The organism is Vogesella amnigena (assembly GCF_042648905.1).
GTDB lineage: Bacteria > Pseudomonadota > Gammaproteobacteria > Burkholderiales > Chromobacteriaceae > Vogesella > Vogesella amnigena.
Genome location: NZ_JBHRYH010000012.1, coordinates 32,633 through 55,867, shown reverse-complemented (window position 1 = coordinate 55,867; position 23,235 = coordinate 32,633). Strand labels below are relative to the sequence as shown.

The following is a 23,235-nucleotide window of genomic DNA, read 5'->3' as shown; positions in this document are numbered from 1 at the left end:
CCGCCCTGCATGATAGCAGTGGCCATGCGGCAAGGCAGGGGCGGCGCAACGGCAATCGCGCTAAAATGCGGCCAACCTTTTGTTCAGGAAATCGATAATGCCCACGCTTCCCGCCTTCCATCACATCACCCGTCTGATCAGCGACGCGCTGGCAGAAGACATTGGCCAGCAGGACTGGACCGCGCTGCTGATTGCCGCCGACAGCCAGGGCAGCGCCCGCGTGATTGCCCGGGAGGACGCGGTGATCTGCGGCATTGCCTGGTTCGACGAAGCCTTCCGCCAGGTGGACGCGCGCTGCCAGGTGCGCTGGCAGGTGGCCGAAGGCGACAAGGTGGCAGCCGGCCAGTGCCTGTGCGAGATCAGCGGCCCGGCACGTGCGCTGCTTACCGCCGAGCGCACCGCGCTGAACATGCTGCAGACGCTGTCGGCGGTAGCCACGGAAACCCGCCGCTACGTGGATGCCATCGCCGGCACCCGAGCGCGCATCCTCGATACCCGCAAGACCCTGCCCGGCATGCGCCTGGCGCAGAAATACGCAGTCACCGTCGGCGGTGGCATGAACCAGCGCATCGGTCTGTACGACGGCGTGCTGATCAAGGAAAACCACATCATGGCCGCCGGCAGCATCACCGCCGCACTAGCCAATGCCCGCGCGCTGGTGCCGGCCGGGGTGAGCATCCAGGTGGAAGTGGAAAACCTGGCCGAGCTGCAGGAGGCGCTGGCCGCCGGCTGCACGCTGATCCTGCTGGACAATATGTCGCTGGACGATATGCGCGAGGCGGTGCGCCTGTCCGCCGGCCGCGCCGAGCTGGAAGCCTCTGGCGGCGTGGAGCTGGCCAGCGTGCGCGCCATTGCCGAAACCGGCGTCGACCGCATCTCCATCGGCAAGCTCACCAAGGACGTGCGTGCGGTGGATCTGTCGATGCGTTTCGCCGGCTGAACGCGGCGCGCCAAAACAAAACAGGGCGATCCACTGGATCGCCCTGTTTTTCGTTACGGCTACCTGACTGCTCAGGCGTCCGGCACGTTCATCGAGTTGATGCTGAAGCCGGCATCAACGTAGGTGATTTCACCGGTGATGCCGGACGACAGGTCCGACAGCAGGAAGGCGGCGGTGTTGCCCACTTCCTCGGTGGTTACGTTGCGGCGCAGGCAGGACTGGCCGGCAGCAATGCTCAGCAGCTTGCCAAAGCCGGAAATGCCGGCAGCAGCCAGGGTCTTGATCGGGCCGGCGGAAATACCGTTCACACGGATGCCGTCCTTGCCCAGGCTGGCAGCCATGAAGCGAACCGAGGCTTCCAGGCTGGCCTTGGCCAGACCCATCACGTTGTAGTTCGGGATAGCACGTACCGCGCCCAGGTAGGACAGGGTCAGCAGCGCGCCGTTGCGGCCCTGCATCATCGGGCGGGCAGCTTTTGCCAGTGCCGGGAAGCTATAGGCGGACACATCGTGTGCAGTCTGGAACGCTTCGCGGGACAGCGCATCCAGGAAGTCGCCTTCCAGCGATTCACGCGGGGCGAAGGCAATGGCGTGCACCAGGCCGTCCAGCCCGTCCCAGGATTTGCCCAGATCAACGAACAACTGGTTGATTTCGTCGTCGTTCTGCACGTCGCAGCGGAATACCTGGCTGCTGCCGAAGTCGGCGGCCATTTCGCGCACGCGATCTTCCAGCTTGTCCACCACGTAGGTAAAGGCCAGTTCGGCGCCTTCGCGATGACAGGCCTGAGCGATACCGTAGGCGATGGAACGATTGGAAATCATCCCGGTGATCAGGATCTTCTTGCCTTGCAGGAAACCCATATTGAATCCTCTTCAATCCGATTTAGCGCGGCATTATAACCAGCAATTGTCGGACAGTCTCGTTTCTTGCATGTTGGCCGCAAAGGGCGCGCCGGCAGCAGGGTTGCCGCTATCGGGGCGAGTTGCTAACATCCCGCAATCGCACATCCACAATATCCACGAGAGGACTACCCCATGAGCAGCGAGCTGATTCTGCACGTTACCGACGATTCCTTTGAGCAGGACGTTCTGAAGGCACAGGCTCCGGTACTGGTGGATTACTGGGCAGAATGGTGCGGCCCGTGCAAGATGATCGCCCCGATCCTGGACGACGTGGCCAAGGAATACCAGGGCCGCCTGACCGTGGCCAAGCTGAACATCGACCAGAACGAAGCCACCCCGCCGAAGTTCGGCATCCGCGGCATCCCTACCCTGATGCTGTTCAAGAACGGCGAAGTGGCTGCCACCAAGGTGGGCGCGCTGTCCAAGACCCAGCTGATCGAGTTCCTGAACGCCCAGCTGTAAGCCTGTTGTTCTGACAGCCCGCCATGTCATGTCATGGCGGGCTGTTTGCCGTTTTGCGTTGACAAGGCGGCGTCACATCTACTATCTTCCCGATAGTCCTTACGAGCGGCTGATGGCCGCTCGATTCATATCTCCCTTCCGTGTTTCCAACCGGCGCCCGCGCCGTCCTTGTGACATTAACGTCCGACAGCACACACTATGCATCTCACTGATCTCAAGCGTACGCATGTGAGCGAACTCGTCGAAATGGCAATTGCCAATGAAATCGACGCTGCCAGCCGCCTGCGCAAGCAGGACCTGATCTTTGCGCTTCTGAAAAACCAGGCCAAAAAAGGCGAAAGCATCTTCGGCGAAGGTACGCTGGAAGTGCTGCCGGACGGCTTCGGCTTCCTGCGCAGCCCGGACTCCTCCTACCTGGCCGGCCCGGATGACATCTATGTCAGCCCGTCGCAGATCCGCCGTTTCAACCTGCACACCGGCGACACCATCGAGGGCGAGATCCGTACCCCGAAGGAAGGCGAGCGCTACTTTGCGCTGGTGAAGGTGGACAAGGTGAATGGCGGCCCGCCGGAGCAGGCCAAGAACAAGATCCTGTTCGAAAACCTCACCCCGCTGTTCCCGACCGAGCGCCTGAACCTGGAGCGTGACGTTCGCGGCGAGGAAAACATCACCAGCCGCCTGATCGACCTGATCGCGCCGATCGGCAAAGGCCAGCGCGGCCTGCTGGTGGCGCCGCCGAAGTCCGGCAAGACCGTGATGCTCAAGCACATCGCCCACGCCATCACCAGCAATCATCCGGAAGTGGAGATGATCGTGCTGCTGATCGACGAACGCCCGGAAGAAGTGACCGAGATGCAGCGTTCGGTGAAGGGCGAAGTGGTGTCTTCCACCTTCGACGAACCGGCTACCCGCCACGTGCAGGTTGCCGAGATGGTGATCGAGAAGGCCAAGCGCCTGGTGGAACACAAGAAGGACGTGGTGATCCTGCTGGACTCCATCACCCGTTTGGCGCGCGCCTACAACACCGTGATCCCGGCTTCCGGCAAGGTACTGACCGGTGGCGTGGACGCCAACGCGCTGCAGCGCCCGAAGCGCTTCTTCGGCGCCGCCCGTAACATCGAGGAAGGCGGCTCGCTGACCATCATCGCCACCGCGCTGGTAGATACCGGCTCGCGCATGGATGATGTGATCTACGAAGAATTCAAGGGCACTGGCAATATGGAAATCCACCTTGACCGCCGCATGGCGGAAAAGCGGATCTTCCCGGCCATCAACATCAACCGCTCCGGCACCCGCCGCGAAGAGCTGCTGATTCCGCAGGAACAGCTGCAGCGCATCTGGGTGCTGCGCAAGCTGCTGTACCCGATGGATGACCTGGAAGCGATGGAGTTCATGCTCGACAAACTGCGGGCCACCAAGTCCAACCTGGCGTTCTTCGATTCGATGCGCCGTTAAGGTCAGACTGTTGCCCACCAGACGCCAGGCCCGCGAGCCTGGCGTTTGTCATTGAAAGAAGATGAATATGGATCCCGTCTGGCGCTATCTGCTGGATTTCGACGGCTACGCCGCCATCGGCACCGTGGCGTTCGCCATTTCCGGCTACCTGCTGGGGGTGCGCAAGCACCTGGACCTGCTGGGCATCGTCATTGTCACCCTGCTCACCGCCATTGGCGGCGGCATCATCCGCGACATCCTGGTTGGCCGCATGCCGCAGGTATTCCTCGGCAATACCAGCCTGGTAATCATTACGCTGAGCATGCTGTTCGCGCTGGCCGCCCGGCTGCACAAACGTGAAAATGAAGCCCTCACCCGGCTGTTCATCATTGCCGATTCCATTGGCCTGGTAGCGTTCAGCCTGGCCGGTGCCAAACTGGGGGTGGAGTACCACCTCAACGCCTTTGGCGTGATCCTGCTGGGCTTTGTCACCGCGGTGGGTGGCGGCATTGTACGCGACATGATGGTGAACGATGTGCCATTCATCCTGCACAAGGATTTCTACGGCACGGTGTCCATCCTGGTTGCTGCGGTACTGTATGTACTGGCGGAACTGGGCTGGGACCATCTGCTGGCTGTCCAGCTGGTATTTGCCGGCGGCGTGGCGCTGCGCCTGCTGGCGCACTGGAGCGAGCTGGCGCTGCCCAAGATTGCCGGGCGCAGAAAGGCGGAGTGACATGATGTGGCAGGATGCGGAGGCGATGGCCAGCTGGCTGGCCGGTTTTGCCGGACTGGAAGTGGCGGATGAAGAAGGCCTTGGCCTGCGCCAGCCACCCGCCAAGGCTGCGGCGGTACTGGTGGCGGTGCACTGGCAGGATGGCGAATGGCGCATCATGCTGACTCGCCGCACCCCGCACCTGCGCAACCACGCCGGGCAGATCAGCTTCCCCGGCGGCCGCATCGAGCCGGAGGATGCCAGCGCGCGCGTGGCGGCACTGCGCGAAGCGGAAGAAGAAGTCGGCCTGCCGCCGGCCATGGTGCGGGTGGTGGCCGAGCTGCCGCATTACGACACCGTTACCGGCTACCGCGTCACCCCGGTGCTGGCGCTGCTGCAAGGCGCGTTCCAGCCGCAGCCGTCACCACAGGAAGTGGCCGAGGTATTCTCGCTGCCGCTGGCACTGGCGCTAGACACCGCCGCCTACGAGCGCCACCCCTATGTACGCGATGGCGTGGCCGGCCACTACTATGCGCTGCGCTACGGCGACTATTTCATCTGGGGAGCAACCGCAGCAATGTTGCGGCGACTGGCGCGCCACCATGCGGCCAACCCTTGAAATAACCAGAAGCCGGCCATCAGGCCGGCTTTGACTTGTTGCGCAAGGCGCTCAGGCAACAGCGGCCGAGCGCAGGCTGCGGGCAAAGCGCTGCAGCGCCTCGATACCGCTGGCCTCGGCGCGATTGCACCAGTCCTGCAGATCGGCCAGCAACTCGTCACGGGTACGCGAGGAACGCTCCCACAAGCGGGTAAGCTCCTGCCGCATGGTGTACACGGTGGTCAGCACCTGGCTGTTGGCCAGCACCGCCGCCAGCTGCTCGCGCTCGCTAGCAGGCGTGTCCTTGGCGTCCTGCTTCAGCCAGATCTTCATCTTGCGCGCCAGATCGGTATTGCCCAGCTCCGGCAGGTGCAGCTTCGCGACTTCATCCCGGTACACCGCCTTCAGCTCGCGGGCATAGCGCGACGCCACCGCATAGCGGTTGGCGATGATGGCCTGCAGGTGCTCCAGATCCATCTGGCCGCGCGACACGCCCTGCACCAGCTTGGGCGCAACCTTGCGCACCTTGGCCAGGCCGACGATTTCCAGGCTGCGGATATACATCCAGCCGATATCGAACTCGTACCACTTGTAGGACAGCTTGGCCGAGGTGCCGAAGGTGTGATGGTTGTTGTGCAGCTCTTCGCCACCGATCAGGATGCCCCACGGCAGCACATTGGTAGCCGCGTCTTCGTTCTCGAAGTTGCGATAGCCCCAGAAGTGACCAATACCGTTGATCACGCCGGCGGCAAAGAACGGAATCCACATCATCTGCACCGCCCATACCGAAAGGCCGGCGGCGCCGAACAGCAGCACGTCGATGGCCAGCATCAGCAGGATGCCCTTGCCGCTGTGCGCGGTGTAGACATTGCGCTCCAGCCAGTCATCCGGCGTGCCGTGGCCAAACTTGTCCATGATGCTGCGATCCTTGCAGGCTGCGCGATACAGCTCGGCACCTTCCCACAGCACCTTGCGGATACCCAGCACTTGCGGGCTGTGCGGATCATCGGCGGTTTCGCAGCGGGCGTGATGCTTGCGGTGGATGGCCGCCCATTCCTTGGTCACCATGCCGGTGGTCAGCCACAGCCAGAAACGGAAGAAGTGGCTGGGCAGCGGATGCAGATCCAGTGCGCGGTGCGCCTGGTGGCGATGCAGGAAAATGGTGACGGAAGCAATGGTGATGTGAGTCAGCACCAGCGCCACCACGATGTAGCCCCACCACGGCAGGTCGATCAGACCATTAAGCCATTCCATATTGATAGTCAAACCTCAAGGTTTACACACGATTGTGCATTTTACACTTAATAATCCGGCAAAAACCAACCCGATTTCAGTCACTTGCGACCATCGCGGGCGTGCACAAGTTCATAAGCCCGGCCAGGTAAGGTAAGATGCCGCTTCATTTGTCTTTCCAGGCCGGACCGTGAACGTCTCCAAGCATCGTCTCCTACTGGGCGGTGGCGCCCTATTCGCTACCTTTGCGCTATACAGCGGCTTTGCCTACTGGGCAGGCGGCAAGGCCGAGGAAACCCTGGCCGAGCAACACCGCATGATTGCACAGTCGCCGGTGTTCACCATCAAGTCGCACAGCTACGCGCGCGGCTGGTTCTCCTCGGAAGAAACCACCGAACTGGAACTGAACAAGCAGCTAGTCGGCCCCTACCTCGGCCTGCTGCCGGAAAACCTGCGCCCGCTGTTCACCGGCACCCTGCGCTACCACCACAAGGTCAAGCACGGCCTGCTGCCCGGCCTGTTCGATTTCGACCTGCGCCCGGCACGCGCCATCGTGCGTACCGAATTCGAGATGAGCGACAGCACGCGCAAGACGCTGCAGCGCTTCTTTGGCGATGCCGAGCCGATTACCGTGATCAACCGCCTGGGCCTGACCGGCGGCGGCGAGCTGGAAGTATCGGTACCCAAGTTCGACTATGAAGAAACCCTGGCCGGGGTACGCATGACCTGGCAGGGCTTCGCGCTGAAGGTGGACTACCAGCAAGGCTTCCACGAATACCAGGTGGAATCCACCACCCCCGGCTTCATGCTGCAGGCCGGCCCCAAGGGGCGCTTTGCCTTCAACGGCATCAAGTACCTGTCGGATGTGCGCCCGGGCGCCACCGGCGTGAAACTGGGCACCAGCGAGCTGACGGTGGACAACATCAAGCTCAACTGGAACGAGGCCATCCCCTACAGCATCAAGCTCAACGAGCTGATCTACCTGGTGAGCCGGGTGCGCGTGGGCGAATTCATCAACCCGTCCGGCGAGTTCCGCCCGTCGCAGGTGGAGCTGAACAAGCTGGGCTACCAGATCGTTACCAGCGAGCAGGACGAGTACGTCAACACCCGCGGCAAGTTCAACTTTGACCGCTTCGCTTACAACGACAGCATCTACGGCCCGCTGAAGCTGGACGTATCCGCCAGCCATCTGCACGGCCCCACGCTGGTGAAACTGGACCAGGCACTGTCCAAGCTACCGTTCGAAGGCAAGGACCCGGCCGAGCTGCGCAAGCGCTATATCGACACCATCATGCAGCAGGGTCTGCCGCTGCTGAAGAATGATCCCAAGCTGCAGCTGAACACCTTCTACCTGCGCCTGCCCAGCGGCGAAGTGAAGGCCAATGGCAGCCTGGCGCTGAATGGCCTGCAGGATGCCGACCTGAAAGACCCGATCGCCTTCCTGAAGCGCTTTACCGCCCAGGCCAGCATCGAGCTGCCGGAGCAGACACTGCAGAACCTGGTAATTGCCCAGGCGCGCAACCTGTTCACCGTGGATGCCAGCGCCGAAGACCAGCCGGACATGGCCGAAGTGGACAGCCTGGCGCAAAGCCTGCTGCTGGCACAGCTGTCGGAATGGGAGCATCAGCAGCTGATCAAGCGCCAAGGCGGGCAGCTGTCCACCTCGCTGCGCTTTACCGCCGGCGAGCTGCGGGTCAACAAGCAAGCAGTCAAGCTGCCGTGGCAGGAAGTGGAAGAGCCGGCGCCAGACGCCTCCGCCGCCCAGTAAGCAGCAGGCAACCCAAAACGCCGTTCACCAGCACAGTGAACGGCGTTTTGCTTTGGCTGCGTTGGCCGCATCAGCGCCAGCGGCGCAGCAACAGCGAGTTGCTCACCACAGATACCGAGCTGGCCGCCATGGCCGCGCCGGCAATCACCGGGTTGAGCAGGCCCAGCGCCGCCAGCGGAATGCCCAGCACGTTGTAGACAAAGGCGAAGAACAGGTTCTGGCGGATCTTGCCCATGGTGGCACGCGACAGGCGGATGGCGTCGGCCAGGTGCAGCAGGTCGCCGTGCATCAAGGTAACGTCCGCCGCCTCGATTGCCACATCGGCGCCGGCGCCCATGGCGAAGCTGACGTTGGCCGCCGCCAGTGCCGGCGCGTCGTTGATGCCGTCACCCACCATGGCCACGCGCAGGCCCTGTGCTTGCCACTGCCGCACCAGTGCCGCCTTGTCCTGCGGGCTCTGCCCGGCGTGCACCTCCACGATGCCGGCCTGGGCGGCAATGGCGGCGGCAGTTTCCGGCTTGTCGCCGGTGAGCATTGCCACCTTCACCCCCAGCGCGGCCAGCGCCTGCACTGCCTGCGGCGAGGTTGGCCGCAACTGGTCAGCGAGGGCAAACAATGCCTGCCCTTGGCCATCGCGCGCCAGCGCCAGCACGGTCTTGCCGCTGGCGTACAGCGGCTGCGCCGCCGCCGGCACCTCGCCCAGCACCCAGTCCGGCGTGCCAAGTCGCAAGCGGCCAACCCCGGGCAGGCTGGCTTCCACTCCCTTGCCGATGGTGGCGACAAAGCCCTCCACGCTGGCCAGTGGCAGCTGGCGGGCACCCGCCGCCGCCAGTATCGCCTGCGCCAGCGGGTGCTCGGCACCCTGCTCCAGCGCGGCGGCCCAGGCCAGCCATTGCGCTTCGTCCCCGCTAGTCAGCGGCACGATGTCGGTAAGCTGCGGCTTGCCCACCGTCAGCGTGCCGGTCTTGTCCACCACCAGCAGGTCCAGCTCGGAGGCATGCTGCAGGGCGGTGGCGTTGCGGAACAGCACGCCGCGCCGTGCGCCATTGCCCATGCCCACCATTACCGCGGTGGGGGTGGCCAGGCCCAGCGCGCACGGGCAGGCAATCACCAGCACCGCCACCGCGTGGATGATGGCCTGTGGCCAGTCGGCCAGCAGCCAGCCGCTAAGCAGGAAGGTCAGCAGCGCGATGGACAGCACCGCCGGCACGAAGATGGCGGCGATGCGGTCGGCCAGCGCCTGGATCGGCGCCTTGCTACCCTGCGCCTCAGCCACCGCGCGCACGATGGCGGCCAGCTGGGTGTGGCTGCCCACGCCAAGCGCGCGCACCTTGAGCATGCCGCCGCTGTTCTGGGTGCCGGCGTAGACGCGGTCGCCCACGCCGCGCTCCACCGGCAGGCTCTCGCCGGTGAGCAGGCTTTCGTCCAGCACCGCCTGGCCGGCTTCCACTTCGCCGTCCACCGCCAGCCGCTCGCCGTGGCGTACCACCACCAGGTCGCCGGACTGCAACTGAGCGATGGGCAACTCCAGCAGCTGGCCATCGCGCTCCACCCGCGCCGTCTTGGGCGACAGGGCCAGCAAGCCTTCGATGGCGCCGGCAGTACGGCGCTTGGCACGCGCTTCCAGCAGCTTGCCCAGCAACACCAGGGTGATGATCACCGCGCTGGCTTCAAAGTAAACGTACTGATCATGCCGCCCGGCCATGGTGACCCATAGCGACCACAGCCAGGCCATGCTGGTGCCCAACGCTACCAGCACGTCCATATTGGCCGCGCCGCCGCGCAGTGCCAGCCAGGCGCCGCGGTAGAAGCGCCAGCCGACGAGCAACTGCACCGGGGTGGCCAGCGCCAGCTGCCACATGCGCGGCAGCCAGCCGTGGTGACCGCTGCCGCTGGCCATCATCCACATTTCGCCGGCAAACGGCAGTGTCAACAGTAGCGACAGGCCGAACCAGGCCAGTTCGCGCTGGTAGTGGCGCTGCTCGCGCGCCGCCCGTTCGGCACTGTCGTCGCTTTGTAGCGTGGCGTCGTAGCCGGCACGGCGGATGGCGGCGATGACGTCATCGGTCTGCAGGATGCCGGCGGGGAAACTGATGCTGGCGGTTTCGGTGGCGAAGTTGACGTTGGCCGCAGCGCCGGGCAAGCGGTTGAGCACTTTCTCGATGCGCTGCGCGCAGGCCACGCAGGTCATGCCGGCTACTGCCAGCTGCAGGCTGGCCTGCGGCACGCTGAAGCCGGCCTTGCCGATGGCGCCGCGCAGCGCAGCCACGTCCTGCTGGGCGGGGTCGAATTCGATGCGGGCGGATTCGCTGGCGAAGCTGACACTGGCGCTGACACCGGGCAGGCGATTCAACACTTTTTCGATACGCTGCGCGCAGGCGGCGCAGGTCATGCCCTGTACGGGCAGGTTGACGGTTTGCTGGCTCATGATGCCCCTCGGCACACGGATCATGAGCCCATGATATACCCCTACAGGGTATAAAGCCAGATCAGCAACACGGCCACCCTGGCACGCTCAGCTCCAGCGCACCCGTGCCTTGCCGCTGCGCTTGGCGCCATACATGGCCCGGTCGGCACTGGCTACCAGCTGGTCGGGGCTGAATTGCTCGCCCGGCTGCTGCATGGCCACGCCGATACTGGCGCTGACCATCCCCACCTTGCCGTCTTCATCCAGCGGTACCGGCAGCGCTACCGCATCGCGAACCTGTTCCGCCAGTGCCTGCACCTCGGCCTCGGCCAACCCCGGCCGCTGCAGCAGGACAATCATTTCGTCGCCGCCCAGCCGGGCGATCAGGCTGTCCGCGCCGGCCACATCGCGCAGGCGCTGCGCCATTACCCGCAACACGGTGTCGCCGGCATCGTGGCCGTATTGATCGTTCACTTCCTTGAAGCCATCCAGGTCGATAAACAGCAAGGCCAGCGGCTGCGCCTGCTGCTGTACCCGCTGCTGTGCCAGCTGCAGCTGTTCGAAGAAGGCGCGCCGGTTGGGCAGGCTGGTCAGTGCATCATGCCGCGCCTCGTATTCCCGCCGCGCCTCGGCCTGCTTGCGCTCGGAAATATCGTGCAGAAAGGCACTGAAGATCAGCTGGTCGTCCAGCTGCAAGGCGCGAATGCTGAGCTCCACCGGCAACATGGCTCCCGTCCTGGTCAGGGCGGCCAGTTCAAGGCGGCGCCCGAGCACCACCGCCTCGCCGCTTTGCTGGTAGCGCAACATGCCGGCACGATGGGCGGCGCGCTGCGCCTCGGGAATGATCAGCTCATCCAGCTGGCGACCAATCGCCTCTGCCGGGCTCCAGCCCAGGGTTTCGCTGGCCTGGCGGTTCCAGGCGATCACCGTGCCGTGTTCATCGATGCAGATATAGGCATCGCTGGCATGCTCCAGCACCGCCGACAGCTCGGCCTCGCGCTTGCGCAACTGCTGTTCGATCTGCTGCTGGCGCACCATGGCGGCGGTGAGCTGGTTGTTGGCTTGCTGCAACTGGGCGGTGCGCTCTTCCACCCGCTGCTCCAGCGCCTGCTGCAGTGCGGCCAACTCCTGCTCGGCCTGCTTGCGTGCCTGGATATCCTTGACGATCACGATCAGGTACGGCTGCCCGTCCAGGCCGTCGTCCTGCCTGGTGACGGTGATACTGACCCAGCACAGGCTGCCATCCTTGCGCAGGTAGCGTTTTTCCAGCTGGTAGCGATCCAGTTCGCCACGGGCCATCGCCTGGCGTTCGGCCTCGCCGATGGCGGCATCTCCCGGATAGCCGAGATCGGAAAAATGCAGCGCCAGCAGCTCTTGCTGCGGGTAGCCGGTGATCTGGCACAAGGCGTCGTTGACGCTGAGCCAGCTGCCTTCTGGCCCCACCAGCGCAATACCGTCACCGGCGCGCTCGAAGATCAGCTGAAAGCGCTGCTCGCGCGCCTGCATCAACTGCTGGGCATTGCTGATCTGCTGCTGCGCCAGCTGGCTGCGTTCGCGCTGCAGCAGCTGCTCATTGACGATGCCGGCCAGGTCCTGCAGCAGCGCCAGCTCGGTGGCGCTCAATTCGCGCGTCTTGTTATCGATGATGCACAGGGTTCCCAGCGGGTAACCCTGGCGGGAGCGCAGCTGCACCCCGGCGTAGAAGCGGATGCCGGGCGCGCTGGTAACCAGTGGATTATCGACAAAGCGCGGGTCGCGCCTGGCATCGTTCACCACCAGCGGCTCGGTCTGCAGGATGGCATGGGCGCAGAAGGCATACTCGCGCGGCGTCTCGCACGCTTCCAGCCCGACGCGCGACTTGAACCACTGCCGCCGCTCGTCCACCAGCGACACCAGCGCAATCGGCACCTGCAGCAGCTGGCAGGCCAGGCGGGTGATGCGGTCGAAAGCCGGCTCCGGCGGCGTATCCAGCAGATGCAGCGCCTTGAGCAGGGTAAGGCGTTCGCTTTCAAACGGCGACAAGGCGGCTTGCGGCATGGATGGGCTCCCGGAGCAGGCGTGGCAAGATACGAAGATTCAGCTTAGGCAGCATGCGGCCGGCTTGCCGGCCGCTCAGAGTGTTGCCAAAGTCCTTTTGCCCCGCAAAAGGGCTTTGTTTTGTAAACAGGAAGGCTGCCGATTCAAGCGCTTAGCTGGAGCGGCCCGGCTTTGCCGGGTCCGGCAATGCATAAATGGGTAGTTTGTCAGCAGCCTGATGCGGCCGGCTTGCCGGCAGCTACTCCCTACAGCCAGCGCCGACGCCAGAACAACAGGCCCAGCACCACGGCGATCAGCAGCATCAGGCCGATGATGGCGTAATAGCCATAGTGCCAGTGCAACTCTGGCATATTGTCGAAGTTCATCCCGTAGATACCGGCGATCAGCGTCAACGGCATGAAGATGATAGTGATCACCGTCAGCACCCGCATCTGTACGTTCAGCCGGTTGGACTGCGCCGACATGTACAGCTCCAGCAGGCCGGATATCACTTCGCGTGCGCTTTCCAGCGATTCGATCAGGTGCAGGGTGTGATCGAAGGCATCGCGCAGATACAGCATGGTGCCGTGCTGGAATTGCGCATGCTCGCCACGCGTCAGCACGTTCAGCACTTCGCGCAGCGGCACCAGCGAGCGGCGCAGACGCATGGCGTCCTGCTTCAGGCGCTGGATGCGCGCCAGCACGAAGCGGTCGCGGCTGGCCAGCACCAGCTTGTCCAGCTGCTCGACCCGGGCATTGAAGTCGTCGATCACGCCGAAGTAATCGTCGATGATGGCATCCAGCATGCTGTAGGCCAGGTAGTCCGCCCCCAGCTGCCGCAGCTGGCCACGCCCCTGCACCAGACGCTCGCGCAGCATGCCGAATACCCCCAGCGGCTGGCTCTGGAAACTCAGCACGAAGTTGCTGCCTATCACCAGGTACACCTGGTCCGGCCGCAGATACTGGTTGTCGCCCTGGTAGCGGTAGACGCGGGTGGCAATGAACAGGTAGTCGCCGTAATCGTCCAGCTTGGGGCGCTGCCGGCTGTTGAGGATATCCTCCAGCACCAGCGGGTGCAGCCTGAAACGCTGGCCGATGGCCTGCAGCAGCGCCGGGTCGGTCAGCCCGTATACGTTCAGCCACAGCATCGGCAGCTGCGGCTGGTATTCCAGCCCCTGCTGCAGTGAATCGAACACCGTCTCGCGGCATTGCGCGGCATCGTATTCAATCAGCGAGATACGGCTTAGCGCCGGCGGCGGGTTACCTTCCGGCAGCAGGCTGCCCGGCGGCTCGCCCAGGCTGGGGAAACGCTGTTTCAGGTGCGGATGGCGCATAACACTCCAGACAGAAAAACGGCCGTGGCATTCACTGCACACGGCCGGGATGGCAACAAGGCGCCCTGCGTGCCTAGTCGCCGCGCAACTCCAGTGCCACGCCGATGTCGCGCCACTGGCTGATTTCCTGCTTGAACGCGGCAGTGGTCAGCGGGTTGGCCGCAAGCCAGTCCTTGCCCACCGTCAGCGCATAGCCGTTCATGGTGCGGCGCAGGCCGTGAATGGCGCCCACTTCCACCGCATTGCGGCTGCGACAGAACAGCGCGGCCAGGCGCAGCGCCAGCACTGCCGGCCACAAGGCCTCGTCGCTGACTTCCTTCAGCATCTTGCCCATGTCGCCACGGTGCCCCAGCACGATGGTAGCCAGCTGGGTCTGCTCACGGCGCGAGAAGCCCGGCATGTCGGCATTGCTCAGGATGTAGGCCGAGTGCTTGTGGTAGGCGGTGTGCGCGATGGACAGGCCGATCTCGTGCACCCGCGCCGCCCAGATCACCCGCTTGAGCATGTCTTCGTCCAGCGGGTCTGCTGCCACCATCCGGTACAGTTGCTCCGCCAGCTGGGTAACGCGCTGTGCCTGCGCGGTATCCACATGATAGCGGCGCTTGAACTGGGTGATGGTGGAGTCGCGCATGTCCTTCTCCCGCTGCCGGCCAAGCAGGTCGTACAGCACGCCGTCGCGCAGCGCGCCGTCGGTCACGATCATGCGCTCGATGCTCAGCGATTCGAATACCGCGATCATGATCGCCAGCCCGCCCGGCAGTACCGGCGCGCGGTCCGCCTTCAGGCCGTTGATGGCGATGTCCTTGATATTGCCGGCGCGGATCAGCGCCTCGCGCAGGCGGCGCATGCCATCCAGCGTGATCTCGCCACCGAACCAGTCGTTGATCTCCATGATGTCGCGCAGCGAGCGCGCGGTACCGGAGGTGCCCACCGCCAGCTGCCATTCGCTGGCCGGATACTGGTGCACGATGCGCTGGATCTCGTTGCGCGCGGCCAACTCGGCATCACGGAAACCGGCCTTGCTGATCTTGCCGTCCAGGAAGAAGCGCTTGCTGAAGGTAACGCAGCCCAGCGGCAGGCTCTCGGTGACATGCGCCTTGTACTGGCTGCCGATGATGAATTCGGTGGAGCCGCCACCGATATCCACCACCAGCCGGCGCTCCTTGGTGGCCGGCAGGGTATGCGCGGCGCCCAGGTAGATCAGGCGCGCCTCTTCCCGGCCGGCAATGATTTCGATCGGAAAGCCCAGCAGACGCTCGGCTTCGGTAATGAAGGCAGCAGCATTCCTGGCCACGCGCAGGGTATTGGTACCCACCACGCGCACCTGCTTCGGGTCCAGCCCGCGCAGGCGTTCGCCAAAGCGCGCCATGCAGCCCAGCGCACGCGCCAGGGTTTCATCGTCCAGGGTCTTGTCGGCCTGCAGGCCACCGCCAAGGCGCACGGTTTCCTTGAGGGAATCCAGGGTATACAGCTGGTCATCCACCACACGGGAGATCTGCAGCCGGAAGCTGTTCGACCCCATGTCCACGGTAGCCAGCACGTCAAACGGGGGCGTGACGGTACTCAAATGCTCACCCCTTGTCGGAGAAAGGTTCAATAAAAAACGGCGGCAACAATGTTACCGCCGTTCCGGCTGCCGACAAAATGATTTACTTGCCGGCATGACCTGCAGCAAGCCGACCTTACAGCTGGCTATCGCCCAGCGACTCGCGCTTCTTTTCTTCCAGCGAGGTATGGCGGATGTCCTTGCCCTTCACCAGGTACACCACGTATTCCGAGATGTTCTTGGCATGGTCGCCGATGCGCTCGATGGCCTTGCACAGGAACAGGGTATCGATGGAGGTGCTGATGGTGCGCGGGTCTTCCATCATGAAGGTGATCTGCGCGCGCATTTCCGAGGCGTAGTCCTGGTCCAGCAGCAGGTCTTCCTCGGCCAGTTCCACCGCGGCGGTCGGGTCCAGGCGGGCAAAGGCATCCAGCGCGCGATGCAGCATGGCGATGGCGGTTTCCGCCATCTTGGCCACCTCGCGCACGCGCGGCGCCGGGCTGCGCTGGTTGTGGCACAGTGCGCGGCCAACACGGGCGATCTTCTGCGCCTCGTCGCCGATACGTTCCAGATCGGTAATGGTCTTGATCACCGTCATCACCATGCGCAGGTCGCTGGCGGCCGGCTGGCGGCGCACGATGATGTGCTGGCAGTCGTCATCGATCTGCACTTCCAGCGCATTGACCTTGGTATCGTCGGCAATCACCCGCTCCAGGCGTGCCACATCGCCTTCCTGCATGGCATCCAGCGCGGCACGGATCTGCTGCTCAACCAGCCCGCCCATCTGCAGCACGCGGGTGCGGATGGTTTCAAGCTCCAGGTCATACTGTTTGGAAAGATGTTCAGGCATGTCAGACCTCGGGTCGGAATTTTGACGTAGCGGCGTAGCCTAGCGCAGTTATGTGACAGAAAGATTGCAGCTCATGCAGCAGGCCGCCTGGCGCCGCGGCCCTGCCAGCATGCGCTCAGCGGTATTCTTTCACCCCGTCCGGCGTGCCCAGCAACAGCACATCGGCGCGACGCGCGGCGAACAGGCCATTGGTCACCACGCCCACGATCTGGTTGATCTGCTGCTCCAGCTTCACCGGCTCGGCAATCTGCAGGCCATGCACATCCAGGATGATGTTGCCGTTGTCGGTGGTGACACCCATGCGCCATTCCGGGTGGCCGCCCAGCTTCACCAGCTCGCGCGCCACGTGGCTGCGTGCCATCGGAATCACCTCCACCGGCAGCGGGAACTTGCCCATCACTGCCACGTACTTGCTGGCATCGGCAATGCAGATGAACTGCTGCGCCACCGCAGCCACGATCTTCTCGCGCGTCAGCGCCGCGCCGCCGCCCTTGATCATGTGCAGGTGATGGTTCACCTCGTCGGCGCCATCCACGTACACCGGCACCTCGTCCGGGCCGACGCTGTTCAGGTCCAGCACCGGTATGCCGATCTCTTTCAGCCGCTTGCTGCTGGCCTCGGAGCTGGACACCGCGCCCTTGATGCGGCCCTTGATCTTGGCCAGTTCGTCGATGAAGAAGTTGACGGTGCTGCCGGTACCCACGCCGACGATGCAGTCGTCCGGTACAAACTTGATGGCGGCTTGCGCCACCTGCTGTTTCAGCTGGTTCTGATCCATGAGTCACTCCGCGGTTTTCAGGTGTTTTATGAAATATCTTGATGCGGCCAACGTTGCGACCTTGCCTAACCGGCAATAGGCACCAGCAGGCACACCGCCTGGGTCTCTATCGCCTCGGCACGGCCGAGGTAGCCCAGCTTCTCGTTGGTCTTGCCCTTCACGTTGACACAGCTCACGTCGATGTCCAGCAGCGCGGCGATGCGCGCGCGAATGGCATCGATATGCGGCGCCAGCTTGGGTTGCTGCGCAATGATGGTGCTGTCCACGTTCAGCAGCTGCCAGCCGGCGGCGCGCACCCGGCGCATCGCTTCCTGCAGCAGCACGCCGCTGTCGGCGCCCTTGAAGGTGGGATCGGTATCCGGGAAATGACGGCCGATATCGCCCAGCGCGGCGGCGCCGAGCACGGCATCGGTAATGGCGTGCAGCAGGGCGTCGGCATCGGAGTGCCCGAGCAGACCCTTGTCATGCGGGATGGTCACCCCACCCAGAATCAGCGGCCGGCCTTCCACCAGGCGGTGCACGTCATAGCCCTGGCCGATACGAAACGGTGTCATAGAAAAACCTCGTTCATTTCAGCCACGAAAACCACGAAACAACACGAAACAAGCACCAGCCACATCGCTGTTACCGGCTTGCCCTAATTTCGTGCCTTTCGTGGGGTTCGTGGCAAAAAACTAATTACGTGCGGCGAGTATCGCCGCTGCCAGAGCCAGGTCTCCCGGCCAGGTCACCTTGAAATTCTGCGCCTCGCCCACCACCAGCCGCGGTGCGTGGCCCAGCAGTTCGATGGCGGAGGCTTCATCGGTAATCGCCGGGTTGGCCGCATCGGCCAGCGCACAGGCCAGCAGCCCGGCGCGGAACATCTGCGGCGTCTGCGCCAGCCACAGGCCGTCGCGCGGCACGGTAGCACTTATGCGCGCGGCAGCATCGCCCTGCTTCACGGTATCGGCTACCGGCTGCGCCAGGATACCGCCCACGGCGTCGTCGCCAATCTCGGCGATCAGCCGCGCCAGCGCCTGCGGCGACAGACAGCAGCGCGCCGCGTCATGCACCAGCACCCAGTCATCGGCCGCCGGCGCCAGCGCTGCCAGGCCGTTGGCCACACTCTCGGCACGGCTGGCACCGCCTACGCGCAGCACCGTCAGCTTGGGCTGCGGCCAGTCGAAACTGTCGAACCATTCGTCGCCGGGCGAAATCACTACCGCCACCTGGTCGATGTCGGGGTTGGCCGCCAGCACCGCCAGGGTATGGGCCAGCAAGGGCTGGCCATTGATATCCAGGTACTGCTTGGGGGTGGCCGAACCGAAACGGCTGCCGTGACCGGCGGCCGGCACCAGCGCAATGCATCGGGCCATATTGCCTGCCTTCACGCCGGTTGTTCGCTGGGCGGGTTTTCGATGCTGCGCCACAGGCAGCTGCCCTTGACGCTCTTGTCCAGCGAATCCAGGTATTCCTGGTGTGCGGCCAACTCGTCCGCGCTTGGCGCCAGCACGGTCAGCGGCTTGCGCTCGAACTTGAAGCCCTGCGCACCACCGCCCTCGCCGCCTTCGCCATAGCCGATGTCCATCATCAGGCTGTCCTGGCCGCGGGTCATCCACAGGTAGACCTCGGACAGCAGCTCGCAGTCGATCAGCGCGCCGTGGAAGGTACGGTTGCTGCGGTCGATCTCGAAGCGGTCACACAGCGCGTCCAGGCTGTTGCGCTTGCCGGGAAAGGCGTCGCGCGCCATCGCCAGCGTGTCGGTGACCTGCGCGCACTGCTTCTCCACCAGCGGCAGGCCCAGACGGTTGAACTCGGCATTCATGAAGCCGACGTCAAACGGCGCGTTGTGGATGATCAGCTCGGCATCGGCGATGAAGTCGCACAGCTCGGCTGCCACGTCGCGGAACTTGGGCTTGTCGGCCAGGAAGTCCAGCGAGATGCCATGCACGCGCTCGGCGTCCGGATCGATGTCGCGCTCCGGGTGCATGTACAGGTGCAGGTAGCGGCCGGTGAGCTTGCGGTTCACCATTTCCAGGCCGGCGAATTCGATAATGCGGTGGCCCTGGTTCGGGTCCAGGCCGGTGGTTTCGGTATCGAGAATGATCTGGCGCATAGTGGTCTACAGGTTGGCCGCGTCAGCGCAGGCTGGCGACGCCGGCATTGGCGAGCTGGTCGGCACGTTCGTTGAATTCGTGCCCGGCATGGCCCTTCACCCAGCGCCAATCCACCTGGTGGCGGTTGCGCAGCTCATCCAGCTGCTGCCACAGGTCGGCATTCTTTACCGGCTCCTTGTTGCTGGTGACCCAGCCGCGCTTCTTCCAGCCGTGAATCCACTCGCTGATGCCCTTCTGCACGTACTGCGAGTCGGTATGCACCACGATACGGCATGGCCGCTTCAGGGTCTCCAGCCCGCGGATCACCGCGGTGAGCTCCATGCGGTTGTTGGTGGTATTGGGCTCGCCACCGAACATTTCCTTCTCCTGGCCCTTGTAGCGCAGCAGCACGCCCCAGCCGCCGGGGCCGGGATTGCCCTTGCAGGCGCCATCCGGATAAATCTCGACGATGCTGTCGTCAGCCATGTGATATTTCGTCCTGCACTGATTGTTTGACGGGGTGGCGCTCGTTACCGCCGGCCACGGCCAGGCCGCTGCCGGCCTTCACCGGCTTCCAGGCAGGCATGATCAGACGCATGCCGCGCTGGCGCTTGACCGCCTCGATGCCATATACCCCGGCCAGCAGCGACCAGCCGCGCTCGCCAAGGTTGTCCATGAATTGCCAGCGCGACAGCCAGTCCCCGCGCGAGAAAGGCGGCGAGTATGCCATGAAGGCGGTGGCGGTGGGCTCCAATTGCAGCAGCGTCATCCAGTCGCGAATACGGGTAGGGGCGAAGAAATTGCCGCCCCACGGCGCATCGCGACGGCCGCGCAGCAAGCGGCAGCTACCCCACAGCGACAGCGGATTGAAGCCGGTAAGCACCAGCCGTCCTTCCGGCATCAGCACCCGCTCCGCCTCGCGCAGCACCTGGTGCGGCTGGCTGGTAAAATCCAGCGCGTGCGGCAGCACCAGCAGATCCAGGCTGCGGCTGTCGAACGGCAGGAAAGCGGCATCGCACACCACGTCGGCACTGGCTTCCGGCCCGGCATAGCCGTGCCATGGTATGCGGTTGCAGGCCAGGAAGTCGTACTCGGTCAGCCCCAGCTGCACCGCGCGAAAGCCAAAGGCATCCGCCACGGCGCGATCAAAAAACGCCTGCTCGCGGCACAGCAGGTATTGTCCCAGTTCGGAGCTGGCCAGCCAGTCAGCAAATGCTTCCATTGTTTCGGGGTACCCCATGGCAGACACCATTCGCCTCACACCGGTTAGCGCCTTTGCCGACAATTATATCTGGGTTTTGCACGATGCCACCCGCGCCGTTGCTGTCGACCCGGGCGATGCCACGCCCTTGCTCGCATTTATCGATAGCGAGGCTCTGCAACTTGATGCCGTGTGGATCACCCACCACCACGCCGACCATATCGGCGGCCTGCCGGCGCTGCTGGCACGTTGGCCGCAGCTGCAAATCTACGGCCCGCCCGGTGTGGAACACATCAATCAGCCGGTAATGGAAGGCAGCGAGGTCGCCGCGTTCGGCCAGCAGGCCCAGGTGCTGGCAGTGCCTGGCCATACCGCCAATCACCTGGCCTATCTGTGGGGCCGGCACCTGTTTTGCGGCGATACGCTGTTCGGCGCCGGCTGCGGTCGGATATTCGATGGCACCATCAGCCAGCTGCATGCCTCGCTGCAGCGACTGGCGGCCCTGCCGGACGATACCCTGTGCTACCCGGCGCACGAGTACACGCTGTCCAACCTGCAGTTCGCACTGGAGGTGGAGCCAGGCAATGCCGCGCTGCAGGCCCGCTGGCAGCAGGATCAGACGACGCGGGCAGCGCTGCGGCCAACCCTGCCCACCAGCATCGGCCGGGAAAAAGCCAGCAACCCTTTCCTGCGGGCGGCCAGCCAGGAGGTGGCCGCAACCGCGGCACGCCAGGCCGGCCATGACCTTGCCGACAGCGAGGCCATTTTTGCCACACTCCGTGAATGGAAAAATCACTTTCGGTCTGCATAAATTACCGCATTCCCCACACGGCTTGGCTGCACACATGGATATCGTCTAAAACGCAGAAAAACCTGCCGAAACAGCACTTTCACGTTTGAATGCCCGGCATCACGTGTTAGCATCGCCCGATACGGAATACAGGCTCAGATTCATGAAAAAGCTTACCCCGCTCGCCTTGTCGGTTTCCCTGGCTTTTGCCCTGGCACCGGCCCACGCGGCCACGGAAAATGCCAGCCAGCTACCTGCCCAGCGTAGTGTCGATGACGGCCTGTCTGCCGGCCTGGACATGATGCTGCTGAACAGCAGCCTGCTGCGCAATGGCGACAATGTCTGGCAGCGCGTACGCGAAGGCTTCCAGATGGCGGAAGTGAATCCGGAACTGGTTCGCCAGCATGAACGCGCCTTCAGCAGCAAGGCCGACTACTTCCGCCGCGTCATGGATCGCAGCCGCAAGTACCTGTTCCACATCACCAATGAAGTCGAACGCCGCGGCATGCCGACGGAAATCGCCCTGTTGCCGGTGGTGGAAAGTGCTTTCGTGGCCACCGCCAATTCGCCGGTAGGCGCCTCCGGTCTGTGGCAGTTCATGCCGGCCACTGGCCGCCAGTACGGCCTGGAGCAGACCTGGTGGTACGACGGACGCCGCGATGTGCTGGAATCCACCCGCGCCGCACTCGATTACCTGCAGAACCTGTACACCATGTTTGGCGACTGGCGACTGGCGCTGGCAGCCTACAACTGGGGCGAAGGCAATCTGTCGCGCGCCATTGCCAAGGTACGCGCTCGTGGCGAGGTGGAAAGCTACGAAAACATCCAGATGCCGAAGGAAACACGCAACTACGTGCCCAAGCTGCTGGCGGTGCGCAACCTGCTGCAGGAACCGGAAAAATTCGGCCTGCGCCTGGCTCCGCTGCCGAACAAGCCGTCCTTCGTTGCCGTGTCCACCGGCCGCCACATGAATATCGACGTTGCCGCCCGCCTGGCCGAGATGCCGGTGAGCGAGTTCAAGGAACTGAACCCGGGCTTCAACCTGCCGGTATACGCCCACAAGAATGGCCGCCAGATGCTGCTGCCGGCGACCAAACTGCACAAGTTCGAAACCAATCTGGCCAAATGGGACAAACCGCTGCTGACCTGGCAGGTGCATGTGCCGGATAGCGATACCAATCCCGCCACCCTGGCCAGCCAGTTCGACATGAACCCGCACGAGCTGGTAGCAGCCAACAATATCCGCGGCAGCGTGCTGCCAGCAGGCCGCCCGGTACTGGTGGCGATGCGTGGCAGCAGCAACGACGCCCAGCTGGATGCCACCGATATTGCCGCTCCGGCCAGCGAAACCACCACGCTGGTTGCGTTCGCGGCCAACACGAGCGTGCCGGCACCGGTCGCCGCGCCAGTGACTGCCCCACCTGCAACCTCGATAGTACGCCAGCCCGTTGCCAGCCCCGTCGCCGTGACAACGGCCAGCAGCCTGCCAACGGCACAGCCGCCAGCATCGTCAACCGTGGCAGCGGCACCTCAGCCTGCCCCGGTACTGGTGGCCAACCTGCAAGCCAAGGCTGACCCGGTGCCATTACCGGTACAAACCGCCCAGCTTGTCAGCAAGCCCCCGATTCAGCCGGCCGTTCAGCCTGCCGCCCAGCTGGCACCCGAGCCGAAGCCAATCCAGAACAGCGCCCGCGCCGACAGCAAGCCGGCCGCGCCACAGCCACTGAGCACGCCGGATCGCATCGTAACCGCCAGCGCCAGCCTGCATACCGTGGCAGCGGGTGATACGCTGTTCAATATCTCGCGCCGTTACGGCATGACCGTGGACGACCTGAAGCAGTTGAATGGCCTGGGTGACAACAGCATCAAGCTGGGACAGACGCTGAAGATTCTGGGCAGCCCGCAGCCGCTGCTGGCGGTGGCCAGCACTGCCAGCCCGCTGCGTCAGGTCAGCTATACCGTGCGCCAGCCGGCCAGTGGCGCGGTACCTACCGACTACGTGGTACAGCGCGGCGATACCGTGTTCAGCATCGCGCGCAAGTTCAGCGTGTCGCATACCGACATCCTGCGCTGGAACGACCCGGAGCAACTGTCCCGCCTGCAACCGGGACAAAAAGTGCGAGTCCAGCAGGAAGGCCTGTAAACCACCATCCCGCATCAACAAAGCCGCAGCGACTGCTGCGGCT

Annotated in this window: 21 protein-coding genes; 8 read left to right on the top strand and 13 right to left on the bottom strand. The window is 64.0% G+C overall.

Annotated elements, in window-relative coordinates:
* The first annotated feature begins 97 nt into the window (after positions 1 to 97).
* A complete protein-coding gene (nadC, locus tag ACFOKJ_RS05740) occupies positions 98 to 940 on the top strand; it encodes a carboxylating nicotinate-nucleotide diphosphorylase (RefSeq protein ID WP_390277381.1) in 843 nt (280 codons plus the stop codon).
* Positions 941 to 1,011: 71 nt separating this feature from the next.
* Here nadC and fabI read toward each other — a convergent pair whose 3' ends face one another.
* Positions 1,012 to 1,800 (bottom strand): enoyl-ACP reductase FabI, encoded by a 789-nt coding sequence (fabI, locus tag ACFOKJ_RS05735; protein WP_390277380.1) that lies wholly within the window; start codon positions 1,798 to 1,800, stop codon positions 1,012 to 1,014.
* 174 nt (positions 1,801 to 1,974) lie between these two features.
* On the opposite strand from fabI, the gene trxA reads away from it, so the two are divergent.
* From trxA to ACFOKJ_RS05715, 4 genes are all read left to right on the top strand, one after another.
* A complete protein-coding gene (gene trxA / locus ACFOKJ_RS05730; protein WP_390277378.1) occupies positions 1,975 to 2,304 on the top strand; it encodes a thioredoxin TrxA in 330 nt (109 codons plus the stop codon).
* A 198-nt stretch (positions 2,305 to 2,502) separates the two neighbouring features.
* Positions 2,503 to 3,759, top strand: a complete 1,257-nt coding sequence (gene rho, locus ACFOKJ_RS05725; protein ID WP_390277376.1) for a transcription termination factor Rho — start codon at positions 2,503 to 2,505, stop codon at positions 3,757 to 3,759.
* Between the two features lie 67 nt (positions 3,760 to 3,826).
* A complete protein-coding gene (locus ACFOKJ_RS05720; protein ID WP_390277373.1) occupies positions 3,827 to 4,474 on the top strand; it encodes a trimeric intracellular cation channel family protein in 648 nt (215 codons plus the stop codon).
* 1 nt (position 4,475) lies between these two features.
* Positions 4,476 to 5,072, top strand: a complete 597-nt coding sequence (locus tag ACFOKJ_RS05715) for a CoA pyrophosphatase (RefSeq protein WP_390277370.1) — start codon at positions 4,476 to 4,478, stop codon at positions 5,070 to 5,072.
* A gap of 51 nt (positions 5,073 to 5,123) precedes the next feature.
* On the opposite strand, the gene ACFOKJ_RS05710 is transcribed toward ACFOKJ_RS05715, so the two are convergent.
* On the bottom strand, positions 5,124 to 6,305 hold the full coding sequence (locus ACFOKJ_RS05710) for a DesA family fatty acid desaturase (RefSeq protein WP_390277368.1): 1,182 nt from the start codon (positions 6,303 to 6,305) through the stop codon (positions 5,124 to 5,126).
* A gap of 169 nt (positions 6,306 to 6,474) precedes the next feature.
* Between ACFOKJ_RS05710 and ACFOKJ_RS05705 the strand changes: the two genes are divergently transcribed.
* The gene (locus ACFOKJ_RS05705; RefSeq protein WP_390277366.1) at positions 6,475 to 8,052 is read left to right on the top strand and encodes a YdgA family protein; all 1,578 of its coding nucleotides are present in this window, start codon (positions 6,475 to 6,477) and stop codon (positions 8,050 to 8,052) included.
* A 70-nt stretch (positions 8,053 to 8,122) separates the two neighbouring features.
* On the opposite strand, the gene ACFOKJ_RS05700 is transcribed toward ACFOKJ_RS05705, so the two are convergent.
* The 11 genes from ACFOKJ_RS05700 to ACFOKJ_RS05650 all read right to left on the bottom strand — a co-directional run bounded on the left by ACFOKJ_RS05700 (position 8,123) and on the right by ACFOKJ_RS05650 (position 20,280).
* Positions 8,123 to 10,480, bottom strand: coding sequence for a heavy metal translocating P-type ATPase (locus tag ACFOKJ_RS05700; RefSeq protein ID WP_390277364.1), 2,358 nt, complete (start codon positions 10,478 to 10,480; stop codon positions 8,123 to 8,125).
* Between the two features lie 87 nt (positions 10,481 to 10,567).
* Positions 10,568 to 12,496 carry a PAS domain S-box protein gene (locus ACFOKJ_RS05695; RefSeq protein WP_390277363.1) on the bottom strand — a complete coding sequence of 643 codons (1,929 nt, stop codon included), beginning with the start codon at positions 12,494 to 12,496 and terminating at the stop codon, positions 10,568 to 10,570.
* Between the two features lie 245 nt (positions 12,497 to 12,741).
* A complete protein-coding gene (gene corA, locus ACFOKJ_RS05690) occupies positions 12,742 to 13,809 on the bottom strand; it encodes a magnesium/cobalt transporter CorA (RefSeq protein WP_390277361.1) in 1,068 nt (355 codons plus the stop codon).
* 73 nt (positions 13,810 to 13,882) lie between these two features.
* Positions 13,883 to 15,376, bottom strand: coding sequence for an exopolyphosphatase (gene ppx / locus ACFOKJ_RS05685; protein WP_390277359.1), 1,494 nt, complete (start codon positions 15,374 to 15,376; stop codon positions 13,883 to 13,885).
* 115 nt (positions 15,377 to 15,491) lie between these two features.
* Entirely contained in the window at positions 15,492 to 16,205 is a 714-nt protein-coding gene (phoU, locus tag ACFOKJ_RS05680; protein ID WP_390277357.1) for a phosphate signaling complex protein PhoU, read from the bottom strand.
* A gap of 115 nt (positions 16,206 to 16,320) precedes the next feature.
* On the bottom strand, positions 16,321 to 16,983 hold the full coding sequence (gene rpiA / locus ACFOKJ_RS05675; RefSeq protein WP_390277355.1) for a ribose-5-phosphate isomerase RpiA: 663 nt from the start codon (positions 16,981 to 16,983) through the stop codon (positions 16,321 to 16,323).
* A 65-nt stretch (positions 16,984 to 17,048) separates the two neighbouring features.
* On the bottom strand, positions 17,049 to 17,537 hold the full coding sequence (gene ispF / locus ACFOKJ_RS05670) for a 2-C-methyl-D-erythritol 2,4-cyclodiphosphate synthase (RefSeq protein ID WP_390277353.1): 489 nt from the start codon (positions 17,535 to 17,537) through the stop codon (positions 17,049 to 17,051).
* Positions 17,538 to 17,657: 120 nt separating this feature from the next.
* A complete protein-coding gene (gene ispD, locus ACFOKJ_RS05665; RefSeq protein WP_390277351.1) occupies positions 17,658 to 18,338 on the bottom strand; it encodes a 2-C-methyl-D-erythritol 4-phosphate cytidylyltransferase in 681 nt (226 codons plus the stop codon).
* Between the two features lie 11 nt (positions 18,339 to 18,349).
* The gene (gene dnaQ / locus ACFOKJ_RS05660) at positions 18,350 to 19,078 is read right to left on the bottom strand and encodes a DNA polymerase III subunit epsilon (protein WP_390277349.1); all 729 of its coding nucleotides are present in this window, start codon (positions 19,076 to 19,078) and stop codon (positions 18,350 to 18,352) included.
* A 22-nt stretch (positions 19,079 to 19,100) separates the two neighbouring features.
* Positions 19,101 to 19,544 (bottom strand): ribonuclease HI, encoded by a 444-nt coding sequence (gene rnhA / locus ACFOKJ_RS05655; protein ID WP_390277347.1) that lies wholly within the window; start codon positions 19,542 to 19,544, stop codon positions 19,101 to 19,103.
* On the bottom strand, positions 19,537 to 20,280 hold the full coding sequence (locus ACFOKJ_RS05650; RefSeq protein WP_390277345.1) for a class I SAM-dependent methyltransferase: 744 nt from the start codon (positions 20,278 to 20,280) through the stop codon (positions 19,537 to 19,539). The genes rnhA and ACFOKJ_RS05650 overlap by 8 nt, the downstream gene beginning before the upstream one ends.
* Positions 20,281 to 20,296: 16 nt before the next feature.
* Here ACFOKJ_RS05650 and gloB point away from each other — a divergent pair, with 16 nt between their 5' ends.
* The gene (gene gloB / locus ACFOKJ_RS05645) at positions 20,297 to 21,070 is read left to right on the top strand and encodes a hydroxyacylglutathione hydrolase (protein ID WP_390277343.1); all 774 of its coding nucleotides are present in this window, start codon (positions 20,297 to 20,299) and stop codon (positions 21,068 to 21,070) included.
* Positions 21,071 to 21,212: 142 nt separating this feature from the next.
* Positions 21,213 to 23,192 carry a LysM peptidoglycan-binding domain-containing protein gene (locus ACFOKJ_RS05640; protein ID WP_390277341.1) on the top strand — a complete coding sequence of 660 codons (1,980 nt, stop codon included), beginning with the start codon at positions 21,213 to 21,215 and terminating at the stop codon, positions 23,190 to 23,192.
* Positions 23,193 to 23,235: the final 43 nt, after the last annotated feature.